Source organism: Parabacteroides sp. Marseille-P3160, assembly GCF_900162725.1.
In the GTDB taxonomy this organism is placed as follows: domain Bacteria; phylum Bacteroidota; class Bacteroidia; order Bacteroidales; family Tannerellaceae; genus Marseille-P3160.
Window position 1 is genome coordinate 1,187,257 of sequence record NZ_LT799418.1, and the last position, 11,587, is coordinate 1,198,843.

An 11,587-nucleotide genomic window follows, 5' to 3' on the forward strand; every position below is an offset into this window, starting at 1 on the left:
TTATGACACAAACGAATGATTTAGCCATCGATTTAGACAATATTCCAGCCGAGGATTATAGTAGTATATCCATTACTGGAGAAAACCGGGGATTTTATTTTCAGGATTTAAACGGAATAAGAGCCGCCATTCTAAAGGACAGACCGGCAATTTACTTTTATGCGGAGGATGTTACGGGACGGGAAAACTGTTACGGGACGCTTAATTTGAGGTTTAAAGGCGGGATATGTGACGCAATGACATCTGAGACCAAAGAGTATGACAGTGATGAAAAAAAGGAGGAGATCCTTGAAAGGCTAAAGGGTACTCCATTTACCCTGTTTGAAGGATGTAATTTCATCTTGGCGAATAAGATCGGCGTTATTTTAGCTGAGGGAATAGATAATATTGACAAATACATTAAGACGGAATTGTTATGAATGATGCGTTGATTCTTTCCTATGAAGGCGGCATTGAGTCCTCCGCTATTCCGATGAACTATGTTAGGGCATATATCGCAAATGACGGCAGAATTTTACGACTCAATGGCCGATACGTAGAAGACAACTTCAGCGTGACGAAGCAATCTACCGGAGTCTGGATAATACATCATGATCTTTCTACAAATTACGGAGTTATTTATTACGCAGTCAATGCAACCCCGGTAAACGTATCTTCGTGCGTGTCTATTGTTCCTACTTGCGGCCCTAACGAATTAATCATAAGGGGATTTGACCATAACGGCAACCCCGCAAATTGCGAATTAACAATAGAACTAAATAAATTTTAAAGATATGGAACAAAAGATAGGTTTATACAGATATATGGGTAATGAAATACGCCTGTATGTTTTTGAAAATATAGGAAATGGCGAACGACTTATTGCAATATTCAGACCTACATCGATTAACAAATACGATGAATCAGGGAATAGCGTGCCTGCTAAAGGGCTAGATGCTAAAATCGTATCCGGTATTGATTTGGATACTTTCAATGAACTCTATGACAACGCTATAAAATTGATGGGTATCGAGATACCAGAACCCTGACTATTTCAAAGATGAAGCTATACGAGAATCAAAATAATAATTATTATTAAATTCGTGATTATGAAAAAGGGAGATGTGTACATACTTGATGATAGACATGAGATATTTAATCAGTATTTATCTCAATGCGCTTTCTGTAAACATTTCAAAGATGGTTATACTTGCGCCGCTTTTCCTGATGGTATACCGGATGACCTACTGGAAGGTATTAAGAAGCATAATTCCATAATCAAATCACAAACAGGAAATCTCCTTTTTTCCAAAAAGAAAGAATTTAAATAATATATGCTATCAATTTGAAATTTTATCTTTGAATTATTTTTGTTTGAGGCAAATTTTTAGAAGCAAAATCCTGAATTTCTATTCGATGCTCTTGTGGCATATCTTTACCTAGTATTATCTCAGTAATTGCCTCTTTGGGTAATACAATTGCTCGATCCGAATCGCTTAATGGTTTTAATTTAAACTTTAACATTCTAAACTCTTTCTCATATGACCATTTTGTGAGTTTATGGAATATTTGTAGATAAGATTGCATCCCATAACTATGTATTGGCCTTGGGTATATGATCGGAAGAATTTTGTCATATTCAACATATCCTCTTATCGATGGAATATTTAATAATATTGAGGCTTTAAATCCAATAACAAACCCCTGATGATCATCACAATACTTCTCCCACATTTTAATTATATTTGGATTTTCCGTAACACACAGAACACCTGCTAATTTATCGAATTTAATAAAATCACCATCTTGGATTCCTTTTAACAACTTCGGCTCTCTAAAAGGTGGTTCTTTCACCCAATATGCAAGCTTTTGAAGATATTCGTCGCAAGTTAAACTTGGAAAGTCTTCTCTTATCCTTAAATCATATAATCTGATTATATCAGGTTCAGAGAGATAATCATAGCGTATTGGATTTTTACAATCTATTGGATCCTCAAAACTTGAAGGACGAGAAAACCATACTTCTTGATTTGTAATGGTCCTTTTTTCATATACGTCTGTCCACCTTCTGTATTTATAGAGGATATCTTTCTGGGTTTGTTTCATATACTTAATTTGTGGTTTATACTCTTATCGTTTAGCACATATATTATTCTTTCATAATCACAAATATACTCTAAAAACATAATACGATGGATGGGAAGAACATGCTATTATAACAAGAGACGAGTACGAAAACTTTTAAGCCCCGAGAAAAGAAAGGGCCTTTTTGTATTTCTCTACCCGTTCAATATCTTTTTTCCCAATCTTAGGCAAACGGGATAAATTGCTATTATCTTTTAGATCTGCAATCTTTACAGCGCGGGCGATTGTGTTTACCGAAAGCCGCTTAATGTAATCTTCATAATCGATACCTTCTTCATGAGTCAAGAGACGTAAAACATCCACTATTTCGGAAGGTATTCCTTTTGATAATAAATCTGGAAAATCCAAATCGGTATCCTCTATGACATCATGCAAAACAGCAGCAATTTTTTCTTCTGTAGAGTGAACATTGGCCATTATCCTTAACGGATGGAGAATATAGGGCTTCCCGGCTTTATCGACTTGCCCCATGTGGGCTTTTGTTGCTATCTGAATAGCCGTTTCAAGATGTTGGGGGGTAATTGTCATGGTTAGTTTGTATCATCACTCTTCCGGCTTGATATAGCCGACCGGTTTTTTGGGTTTGTTTAACACCTTATTTTTAGTCTGTAACTCCGCCAACGTCTCATTTATAAGTTCCAATTGCATCCGTGTATCTTCGTTAATATCATTATAATCGGTAAAGACTTCCTCAATGTACGCTTTGAGTTCTTTTACTTCCTTTTGGAGCTCTGTTACTCTATCAACAGGAGGATTTAAAACTAACTGACGAATAGCAACAAAGGCACGTGTTATTAAAATACTGGTTTGTATTGCTATGTCACTTCGAAGTACACTTGATAACATAATCACGCCATGCTCACTAAATGCAAGTGGTATAGCAGATTTAGGCCGTTTGGCTCGGGATGTCATCACAAATTGTGATGAGATACCTTCCCATTCTTCCCCGGTTAATTGGAACATAAAATCTTCTGGGAAGCGTTCTGTATTACGCTTTACAGCCTGATTTAATACACGGGTTTCCACTTGATACATCTCCGCCAAGTCAAAATCAAGCATCACTTTCTGACCTCTTATCCCGTATATCTTGCTTTGGATTAATTGCAATTGATTCATAATCTTATTCCTTTTCTTTTATCTCTAATATGGTACCGCATTTAGGACAAGCAATTACGTTCTGCTTTGGCTGTTCGAATAGGTCCGTAATAGGAACATTTAAAGCACTAGCAATTTTCTCTAACGATTGTAGCTGCGGATATTCACCTCGAAGTGTTTTATTCAAACTTATATCCGTTATACCCAATCTTTCGGCTAAATCCTTCTGTGTTATTCCTTTTTCTTGACAAACCTCTTTTATTCTTCTTCTAAAATCCATGATACTATATGGTTTAATTGTGCAAATATATGTATTAATACTACATAGTGCAATCAAAACTAAATAATAAATACATATAGTTTTATAATTAACTACATTTAACCTTGTTTATATTGCTTAATTAAACTATATAGTCTTACTTTGATGCATAAAATAAAACGAAGTGGTTTTATAACTCTATAAATAAAATGAAAAGGACAGAAGTATTAAGATCAGTGATGAAAAGGGCGTGGTCCATATATAGAGGATCATCGATCTATTCATACAGTTTTTCCGAAAGTCTAAGACGCGCCTGGAAGATAGAAAAAGAGAATGCAGCCGAACGTCTTGAAGAGTATTACTGGAAACATCCGGATGAACGTCCGGAATCATTGGCGGAAAAGATTGCCCGTTAGGACCGGTTAAAAGGAATACCGGGCCCAATCTTTATCAGGACACTTAGAGGTAAATGGATGTTTGTCTAAAAGATTATTAATCCATCCATGCTAAAGCGGTAGTCTTCGGTGCACACATTAGCCCGTTTACCTATCCGGCCGGAGGAAAACGGAAACCGTGTGCAGCATGGATATTTAAATATCATAAAATTATGGAATCATTAATCAGAGAAATGGAATCATTATTCAGAGAAATGAAAGACAGAAAAAGGAACAAACCGGTCCTAAGCCGTAAAACCTATTTAGGACATTCTACAGTAATGAAATGCGCTTGGCACCTGTATCGTATAGGTTGCTCATCTTCTTTCGGTACATGCATGCACTTAGCATGGGAGTATGATAAAAGACAATTAAAACAGTATCAATCATAAATACATACGGTTATGGAAAGTAAAATTAATGAACTACTAAAGAAATTAAATGATCAGCAGATCGTAAAAGAGGAGTATTACTATAAAATGGGTAATCTTATTGAGTGCATTCTCTTCCTTAGCACTGATGCTTTGGACAGTGTGCCCGATATACTTACCAAAGAGAACGAAAAAGAACAAGTGGAGCAATCTATTAATGTACAAGGAAGAATCTGTCAAATTATAACATTGACTGAAATACTTAAAGATCGTGTCAAAAAAGAAAACTGGGATGATCTATTTGATCTGATATATAAATACGAAAATCTAAAAAAAATGAATCACTATGGAAAACTTAAATGAAAGCGTGAAGGAGTGTCTTGAGAAATTGAAAGATTCTAAAATAGCAGAAGAAGATTTTTACATAAACACAAGTAATTTATGTGATGCTATTGTAACCATCTCTTCTGAAATCAGCGAAAACATCGAAGATATCGAAATTGATTTAAACAAAGGGGATAATCCTAAAAACCTACTGGATTTAGCAAGACAACACATTTTTCAGATAATTTCTATCTCTGAGGTAATAAAAGATAGGATAAATGACAATGATTTTGTCGAACTGCAGAATCTGATTTATGAATATAATGAGATGCAAAAAACTAATAAATAGAAGGCAAATGAAACGGTTACTATTACTCACATACGCGATGATCAGTCTTATGCTGTTCTGTTCTGATTGTACCGGTTCCAGCACTCCGGAAGGCGCGCTACTCTATTATGTGCTTACAGGGATTAACCTAGTATATGTAGGAAATAAACTAATCATGAATCCATTCATTTGGAAAATCGATAATAAAGTAATATAAATATGGCAACGAAAGAGAATAACACAGATAAAGAAACCATCGTTATTAGTCGTGATGTGTGGAATATAATTGTAAGTCAATCGGTAATGCTGGAAAGACGGGATAAACGAATCAGTAAAATGATAGACGAACTAAAATGCGAAAAAGTGAATAGCATTCAGGAGACAAAGAGTAAACCTCTATGCAAGGTTGTACTATTTGTACCAAAGAATTTGAAGCGATAAAGCAGATCGCACTAATGGAGTACGTTTTCTGTACTCCATTAGTGCTCAAAAAATATAAACATTTAAAATAAAAATGTCATGGTAACAATACGGTAAGATTACGGTAAGGGTAAATCAAAAATCAAATTATAAACAATTCAAATAATAAACATTATGGAAACGAATTTAGTAAGAGTAAGTAAGGATTATAGTAGGTCAGACGAAACAGGAGAATATGGTCTTTATATTATCCAAGTGGATAACGAGGCCATCTATGGGATAAAAGAGGATCAGATGCAGTTTATCTATCAAAAGATAGAGAAATTTATAGGACTTCATAGCAGAGAAGATACATTTGAAAACGCCGGACCGGTGACCAAAACAGGAAGAGAACGATTAATCCGAATGATCAATTCGGCTGACAGCATAGTACAATCCTTTCTTCCTTATTGGATCGACTACGCAAGCTATCAGATTGAAGAGTATGGTGTAGATATGGATGCTAAAAGCCTGTTATCCTCCCTTGATGTACTTGGGTGCAGATACGGTCGACGACTTATTGATGCGATAGAAGAAATGAATATATCAGCACTCTCACATATCAAAAAGACGGTCGTTGAAGCCGCTGATAAAGAGCAAAAAAGGAAGATATAAATCAATAACTAAAAATTAAAGCAATGAAAACAAGTACTACTATCGACATTAAGCAAATTGTTCGGAATATGTTAATAAAACAAGAACGATATGAAGATGTAATTAAATTCGATCGGTCAGAGAAGGCACGGGAGCGCTTCGCTGTGGAGTTGGGGATTATTAAAAAATCTCCAGATAATCCTAAAGCCGATAAACCTAAGGGAATGAAGTCTATTGAAAAAGAAATTAATGACGTAGACATTATAGCTGCACTTTCTTTAGTTGAGTCATCATTTGTTACACTTGTCATGAAATTCGTATATGATACCCAGGGGGGTGAGAAAGGTGAAGAAAGAAAGATTCTAAATGAACAATGTGCTACTTTTCGGGAATACTTTAAGAAATTGAAGGAGTATATCATGAAAAATAAATAAAAAGAATGAAAAGACCTAATGTATTTGAGAATAGCTGGGAAACATCTATATTTGATCGTTTCCTGGCCTCCGTTAATGACACATCGGACGAACGCGGTTGATTCATACCTACCAGCGTGAACAGGTCGCTAAATGTGGACATAACCGAAAAGGTAGGAGAAAGAGAGATAAGTATAAACGAAATAACCAAAAGTTATGATCATCCCCAAAAGGTTGTTTTCCAAGAATGGCAAAGCAGCCTTTTTTATTGCTGTTTTGCAAATGTAGTGCAACTTGCAAAAACAAAAATCGCAACTAGCTGTGTTACAGTTGCGATTTGATTTTATAAGTGACCCGGGTGGGAGTCAAACCCACGACCTTCAGAACCGGAATCTGACGCTCTATTCACTAAGCTACCGAGCCGGTAAAAACGTTGCAAAGATATAGATATTTTGCGATGAAAGCAAATCTATTGTAAACTCTATGATAAAATAGTTCACGAAAATTTAAACAGTTTGCAAATCTGTTTTACCTTTGTTTTCAACTAAAAAGAAGAAGTATGGAAGTGAAAATAGAGGAAAGCTGGAAGCGCCGGCTGAAGGATGAATTTGAGAAAGATTATTTTATCCGCCTGACGGATTTTGTCCGCGAAGAATACCGGACGCATACGGTTTATCCTCCCGGCTCATTGATTTTCAACGCTTTTTCGCATTGCCCCTTCGAAAAGGTTAAAGTTGTATTGTTGGGGCAGGATCCTTACCACGAGCCCGGACAGGCGCATGGATTGTGTTTTTCCGTACAGGACGGAACGCCTTTCCCGCCTTCGTTGGTCAATATCTTTAAGGAAATCGGTAGCGATCTGGGGACGCCTTTTCCTACGAACGGGAATCTGACGCGCTGGGCGGATCAGGGAGTGCTTCTGCTCAACGCAACCCTTACGGTTCGCGCCCATCAGGCCGGCTCCCATCAGAACAAGGGATGGGAGACCTTTACGGATGCCGTGATTCACCGTTTGGCGGAAGAGCGGGAGCACCTGGTGTATATTTTATGGGGCTCTTATGCCCAAAAGAAGGGAGCTTTCATCGATACTTCCCGGAATCTTGTCCTGAAGTCGGCCCATCCTTCCCCTCTTTCCGCTCATCGGGGATTTTTCGGGAACAAGCATTTCAGCCTCGCCAACGCTTATCTGCTTGAAACCGGGCAAACACCCATCCAATGGTGATCGCTGTCCGTTTTGCAAAGGGAGTGATTAATACCAGTTCATTAGTTTGTTATCCAGCTGGCTGCTGCTCTGATTGTATTTCAGGTCTTTCAGCAGGGAGGAACTGACGGAAATCGTAAACGTATAAGACTTGTAAGGACCGACCGGAATAAAACTGGCTGACATTTGGAAGCAGTGCAGGTCACGCGTAATATTGCAAGTCAGGTATGAGATCTTCTTCGCTTCGACATCATAGGTCGCATTAAAGTTCAGCCGCCAGCCTTTGGTCGGCTGGATGGAACCGTTGAAGCTCAGGGCGTGTACCCAGCGGTATGGATATTCGTTCGTTTTCGGATTAAATTTCGCGGTATTATATCCCAGATTCAAGCTATAGTTGAAACTTAACGACCAGGGGATAGTTGTTTTCAGATAACCATCCGCATCCATGTCTCCCTCAGTTTCCGTTTTTGCCCCGCGTAACCGTTTTCCGGTCGCCCCTTCTTCCGTAGGAAGGGCGTTGGGATCATCCGGATTCTCCATCTCATTCTCTTCTCCCGGCTTAGGTGTCTCTTTGTTTTTCGAATCGCTTTCTCCTCCTCCGAACAGTTTCTTAAACGTTTCATTATTGAGTGTATACGAAAAGCTGGTACCGGTAGAGCGCAGGCGTCCGAAACCTTTTCCTGCTTGCCATCGGGGCACGTCCACCCGTCGGCCGGTCTTGCGCACTTCGTCATATTCATAGGTATAGGTATCGAACACCATGTTCAGGTTGATCGTATAATTCATCGGCAGCTTGAGGCGCAGTTGGGCGGATAGGTCACTCCACTTGAAGCTGTCTGCAGCCATATTGTACGAGATGCCCAGGCCTAACTGGTCGATGATACTGATCTTGCGTTCGCCGGTCGAATCCTTATCCGAGCGTATTTTTGCCTCGATGTTATTATTGAAGCTAAAGCTGACTGAACCTTGCTTTCCCCGTCCGGGCACACCGAACAAGCCTTCCCCGAAAGGCGAATAATTTTCCGTTACCGTCTGCCCGTACTGGTCCCGGTATTGGAGCTCCTTGTAATAACCGTACTTTGGGGCGCCGAAATCCGGAGCAATGCTGAACGAAATAGAGGGTTCGAACCGGTGGCGAATCATTTTAATCTTGTTTCCCAAAAAGCCAAGCGGTTGGAAAAAGCCGTACAATGTAGTCGAAGCGGAGATGGATGCGTTATAATTGAATACCCGGTAGAACCCATAGGTAGTATCTTTCTCTACGACCGATTGTTGTTCGAGGTCATAAGACTTGTCGATTTTACTGCTATACCAGCGTTCCACATAATTGAATGTCGGGGAAATATTGATATAATCGAATAAGGAAAAAGTAGCGCTGATAGGGATGGTGTGCTGCATTGCATTTTTCCAGTCCTTAATCAGGCTCGATTTCATGACCAGGTTTTCCTTCGTGTCAATGCTGTTCTTCAGATAGCCGGTGTAGCTCATGGAGACTTTCTCATACCAACGTTCGCTGCCGATTACATTTTTCCGTTTGAACGGGTAGATACGGCTGACGGTTGCCGTCAGGTCCGGTAGGGTGATGGCAATAGCGGAGTCTTGGCTTCGTTGGTTGACGCTCATGGTTGCCGACAGGTTCAGCGGATTATTAGGGAAACGCTGGGAAAGGCTGATGCTGGAACTTTTGATATTGTTCGTGGCCGACGCCTGTGTGGAGCTTGCCGTAGGATACATGGAGGCCAGGTTGTTCTTGTCGTACCCACTGGTCGAGAAATTAACGCTTGCGGAGAAAGTACGGTAAGGATTGGCCTTCGCGTCCTGCGAGTGAGTCCAGTTGATCCGGAAGTCTTTCTGTACCGAGTAATCCGGCGCTTCCTTGTCGCCCAGCTTGGTTACCTGGTAGGAGGCGTTGAAGCCTCCGGAGTATTTATAACGTTTCCGGTAGCTCGACTTGGCGCTCAGTCCCCAGGAGCCTTTTGTATAGATCTCACCCGTAACAGCCAAGTCTACATAATCGCTGAGAGCGAAATAATACCCGCCGTCCCGCAGGAAAAATCCGCGCGTGTTTTCGTCTCCGAACGTAGGCATGATGATTCCCGAAGAATAGGTGTCCGTGAAAGGGAAAAAGGCGAAAGGCACCCATAAGGGCAACGGTACATCCTCAATGACCAGATAGGCCGGGCCGGCGACGATGTCTTTCTTCGGACGGATCTTCGCCTTGCTCATTTGGATGTAAAAGTGCGGATGGTCGTAATGGTCGCACGTCGTATATTTCCCGTGCAGCATATTCAGGACATTGTCCGCCGTCTTTTTGGTTTGCCCGGCCGTCACATAGCCTTCCCCTTGCTGCGAGATGGCGTCGGTAATGTATCCTTTTTTCGTTTTGAAATTATAGCGCATCGTCCGCGATTCCATTTGCTGGTCTCCTTCCATGAAGAGCGGATAGCCGAACTCGCTTCCCACGGAATCGATACCGGCATAGGCATAGACGATGCTGCTATCCATGCTTATCTCGATGTTTTCGGATTGCAGTTGGATTTGTTGGTATTTTACGTCCCCCTCGCCATAGATGTAGGCTTTGTTGCCGACGCTCCACACGATCGAGTCGGTCGACTGGTAAGATACGGGCGCATCCAATCCCTGTTTCTTCTTCGTCGTGTCGGCAGCCAGCGTGTCCGGAGCAGTGCGCAATAAGGAGTCCGGCTGCTGTTCGAGCGGCGGGAGCGCTGACGAATCCGCCATCTGTACAATCTCTTGCGCCTGTACTTGCAGGAAGCCTGACAGGAAGACGAAACAAACAAGAAGGGCCCTTTGCATCAAAAACATTATTATATCGGAGTTACCCGGCAAAAGTATAACATTTTGGTGAGTACGCCGAGTTTACTTCCCTAAAAAGAGTTTACACCAACCGTCAAAGCGTAAAACGCCTTCCTCTCCGTACTTCTCAAGACTTTGCCGGATCTTATCGACCGGCTTCTCCTTGTCCAGCTTCGTTTTGCTGAAAAACTTGTCCGCGAAGCAGATCAATTGCTCCTCCATGCTGACGGGTTGCATGTCCCGGTGAGGAATGGGCAGGTTTCGTTCGATGATGATGGCAAGCGACAACCCCATGCCTGTATGGCGTTCACAGACCAGCGCATGCCGGGGATATCCCTCCTTGCGCATCAAGTCGGCTCCCAGGTATCCGTGGCAGATATAAGGATGCTCCCCATGGCAATCTATTTCCGGCGCATCGCAGAGAAAGATACCGATGTCATGTAGCATGGCCGCCTCTTCGATGAATGGCAGGTCCAGCTTCATCTCCGGATGGTTGCGGGCAATTTCCAACGCTTTATTCGTGACACTCCGGGAGTGGTCTACCAGAATGTGGTAGACTTCTCGCTCCGGAGAATAGTATTTATTGATAATATCCAATGGATTCATTTCATTCCTTTTTGCATTATGGGTACAAAAATAGGTAAGAATACGGAATATTGCTATTTATTGAAGCTCTACAAGCGAAAAAGAAGGGAATTAATTGGCAGTTCAGCTGTCTTTTACACCTCCAGGCGGCAGGATCCCGATTATTGCCGGAGAAATGGTGAACAGTTGCTATCCCAATTTATATCCGTCAATGCCCAGTCAAGGCAAAGACAAGCGGGAGCTCCGAAATCCTGTTAACCGGATGATCAAAATGAGCATAGGGTTTTTATGAAATAAAGGATAATTTGTTAAATCTTTTCAGATTTTTTTTTATCCTATTGCATCCTATTTTTATTTATTCTAGTTTTGACCCGCTGTTTGTGTACGCACACATGCGTTTTCTAACCTTATGAAAATGAGAATATAATGGAAAATACATAAGATAAAATAGATCAGGAGTTCATTATTCCGGTTTATTCTTGGATAAAAGCTTCGATATGGAGTGTTTTTGTGAAAAAGGAGACTTGATGTCATCACGAGTCTAACTATGTTTCCCTATAAATTAGTAAATAATATAAAAAAA

At 40.6% G+C, this 11,587-nt stretch carries 16 protein-coding genes and 1 tRNA gene; 10 read left to right on the forward strand and 7 right to left on the reverse strand.

The genetic code is table 11. The annotated features are described in order from the left end of the window. Positions 1-2: 2 nt before the first annotated feature. From BQ8014_RS04685 to BQ8014_RS04700, 3 genes are all read left to right on the forward strand, one after another. Complete coding sequence (locus tag BQ8014_RS04685) at positions 3-419, forward strand: hypothetical protein (protein WP_080903348.1); 417 nt, start codon at positions 3-5, stop codon at positions 417-419. A gap of 354 nt (positions 420-773) precedes the next feature. After that, positions 774-1,028 carry a hypothetical protein gene (locus BQ8014_RS04695; protein WP_080903350.1) on the forward strand — a complete coding sequence of 85 codons (255 nt, stop codon included), beginning with the start codon at positions 774-776 and terminating at the stop codon, positions 1,026-1,028. A 60-nt stretch (positions 1,029-1,088) separates the two neighbouring features. Then, positions 1,089-1,310, forward strand: coding sequence for a hypothetical protein (locus BQ8014_RS04700; RefSeq protein WP_080903351.1), 222 nt, complete (start codon positions 1,089-1,091; stop codon positions 1,308-1,310). Positions 1,311-1,332: 22 nt separating this feature from the next. On the opposite strand, the gene BQ8014_RS04705 is transcribed toward BQ8014_RS04700, so the two are convergent. From BQ8014_RS04705 to BQ8014_RS04720, 4 genes are all read right to left on the reverse strand, one after another. Beyond that, entirely contained in the window at positions 1,333-2,085 is a 753-nt protein-coding gene (locus tag BQ8014_RS04705; RefSeq protein ID WP_080903352.1) for a DUF2971 domain-containing protein, read from the reverse strand. Positions 2,086-2,220: 135 nt separating this feature from the next. Beyond that, positions 2,221-2,652, reverse strand: coding sequence for an HD domain-containing protein (locus BQ8014_RS04710; protein ID WP_080903353.1), 432 nt, complete (start codon positions 2,650-2,652; stop codon positions 2,221-2,223). A 15-nt stretch (positions 2,653-2,667) separates the two neighbouring features. Next, entirely contained in the window at positions 2,668-3,240 is a 573-nt protein-coding gene (locus tag BQ8014_RS04715; protein WP_080903354.1) for an ORF6N domain-containing protein, read from the reverse strand. A gap of 4 nt (positions 3,241-3,244) precedes the next feature. Continuing rightward, positions 3,245-3,499 carry a helix-turn-helix domain-containing protein gene (locus BQ8014_RS04720; protein WP_080903355.1) on the reverse strand — a complete coding sequence of 85 codons (255 nt, stop codon included), beginning with the start codon at positions 3,497-3,499 and terminating at the stop codon, positions 3,245-3,247. Positions 3,500-3,687: 188 nt separating this feature from the next. On the opposite strand from BQ8014_RS04720, the gene BQ8014_RS04725 reads away from it, so the two are divergent. From BQ8014_RS04725 to BQ8014_RS04755, 6 genes are all read left to right on the forward strand, one after another. Further along, positions 3,688-3,894 carry a hypothetical protein gene (locus BQ8014_RS04725; protein WP_080903356.1) on the forward strand — a complete coding sequence of 69 codons (207 nt, stop codon included), beginning with the start codon at positions 3,688-3,690 and terminating at the stop codon, positions 3,892-3,894. 422 nt (positions 3,895-4,316) lie between these two features. Next, entirely contained in the window at positions 4,317-4,646 is a 330-nt protein-coding gene (locus BQ8014_RS04730) for a hypothetical protein (protein WP_080903357.1), read from the forward strand. Further along, positions 4,630-4,956, forward strand: coding sequence for a hypothetical protein (locus BQ8014_RS04735; RefSeq protein WP_080903358.1), 327 nt, complete (start codon positions 4,630-4,632; stop codon positions 4,954-4,956). Before BQ8014_RS04730 ends, BQ8014_RS04735 begins: the two co-directional genes overlap by 17 nt. A gap of 198 nt (positions 4,957-5,154) precedes the next feature. Then, entirely contained in the window at positions 5,155-5,376 is a 222-nt protein-coding gene (locus tag BQ8014_RS04745; protein ID WP_080903360.1) for a hypothetical protein, read from the forward strand. Positions 5,377-5,529: 153 nt separating this feature from the next. Further along, positions 5,530-6,009, forward strand: a complete 480-nt coding sequence (locus BQ8014_RS04750) for a hypothetical protein (protein ID WP_080903361.1) — start codon at positions 5,530-5,532, stop codon at positions 6,007-6,009. Positions 6,010-6,032: 23 nt separating this feature from the next. Next, entirely contained in the window at positions 6,033-6,422 is a 390-nt protein-coding gene (locus tag BQ8014_RS04755) for a hypothetical protein (RefSeq protein ID WP_139785074.1), read from the forward strand. 329 nt (positions 6,423-6,751) lie between these two features. Here the strand turns inward: BQ8014_RS04755 and BQ8014_RS04760 are convergent. After that, positions 6,752-6,824 (reverse strand) — tRNA-Arg (locus BQ8014_RS04760). Positions 6,825-6,960: 136 nt separating this feature from the next. Here BQ8014_RS04760 and ung point away from each other — a divergent pair. Further along, positions 6,961-7,623, forward strand: a complete 663-nt coding sequence (gene ung, locus BQ8014_RS04765) for a uracil-DNA glycosylase (RefSeq protein WP_080903363.1) — start codon at positions 6,961-6,963, stop codon at positions 7,621-7,623. A 27-nt stretch (positions 7,624-7,650) separates the two neighbouring features. Here the strand turns inward: ung and BQ8014_RS04770 are convergent, their stop codons facing one another. Both BQ8014_RS04770 and BQ8014_RS04775 read right to left on the reverse strand, forming a co-directional pair. After that, complete coding sequence (locus BQ8014_RS04770) at positions 7,651-10,428, reverse strand: putative LPS assembly protein LptD (protein WP_080903364.1); 2,778 nt, start codon at positions 10,426-10,428, stop codon at positions 7,651-7,653. Between the two features lie 54 nt (positions 10,429-10,482). Continuing rightward, on the reverse strand, positions 10,483-11,025 hold the full coding sequence (locus BQ8014_RS04775; RefSeq protein ID WP_080903365.1) for an HDIG domain-containing metalloprotein: 543 nt from the start codon (positions 11,023-11,025) through the stop codon (positions 10,483-10,485). Positions 11,026-11,587 lie beyond the last annotated feature (562 nt).

Bases quoted from the DNA above. Each gene is read 5' to 3' on its own strand.
- BQ8014_RS04685 (WP_080903348.1), top strand. From the start codon at position 3: ATGACACAAACGAATGATTTAGCCATCGATTTAGACAATATTCCAGCC.
- BQ8014_RS04695 (WP_080903350.1), top strand. From the start codon at position 774: ATGGAACAAAAGATAGGTTTATACAGATATATGGGTAATGAAATACGC.
- BQ8014_RS04700 (WP_080903351.1), top strand. From the start codon at position 1,089: ATGAAAAAGGGAGATGTGTACATACTTGATGATAGACATGAGATATTT.
- BQ8014_RS04705 (WP_080903352.1), bottom strand. From the start codon at position 2,085: ATGAAACAAACCCAGAAAGATATCCTCTATAAATACAGAAGGTGGACA.
- BQ8014_RS04710 (WP_080903353.1), bottom strand. From the start codon at position 2,652: ATGACAATTACCCCCCAACATCTTGAAACGGCTATTCAGATAGCAACA.
- BQ8014_RS04715 (WP_080903354.1), bottom strand. From the start codon at position 3,240: ATGAATCAATTGCAATTAATCCAAAGCAAGATATACGGGATAAGAGGT.
- BQ8014_RS04720 (WP_080903355.1), bottom strand. From the start codon at position 3,499: ATGGATTTTAGAAGAAGAATAAAAGAGGTTTGTCAAGAAAAAGGAATA.
- BQ8014_RS04725 (WP_080903356.1), top strand. From the start codon at position 3,688: ATGAAAAGGACAGAAGTATTAAGATCAGTGATGAAAAGGGCGTGGTCC.
- BQ8014_RS04730 (WP_080903357.1), top strand. From the start codon at position 4,317: ATGGAAAGTAAAATTAATGAACTACTAAAGAAATTAAATGATCAGCAG.
- BQ8014_RS04735 (WP_080903358.1), top strand. From the start codon at position 4,630: ATGGAAAACTTAAATGAAAGCGTGAAGGAGTGTCTTGAGAAATTGAAA.
- BQ8014_RS04745 (WP_080903360.1), top strand. From the start codon at position 5,155: ATGGCAACGAAAGAGAATAACACAGATAAAGAAACCATCGTTATTAGT.
- BQ8014_RS04750 (WP_080903361.1), top strand. From the start codon at position 5,530: ATGGAAACGAATTTAGTAAGAGTAAGTAAGGATTATAGTAGGTCAGAC.
- BQ8014_RS04755 (WP_139785074.1), top strand. From the start codon at position 6,033: ATGAAAACAAGTACTACTATCGACATTAAGCAAATTGTTCGGAATATG.
- ung (WP_080903363.1), top strand. From the start codon at position 6,961: ATGGAAGTGAAAATAGAGGAAAGCTGGAAGCGCCGGCTGAAGGATGAA.
- BQ8014_RS04770 (WP_080903364.1), bottom strand. From the start codon at position 10,428: ATGTTTTTGATGCAAAGGGCCCTTCTTGTTTGTTTCGTCTTCCTGTCA.
- BQ8014_RS04775 (WP_080903365.1), bottom strand. From the start codon at position 11,025: ATGAATCCATTGGATATTATCAATAAATACTATTCTCCGGAGCGAGAA.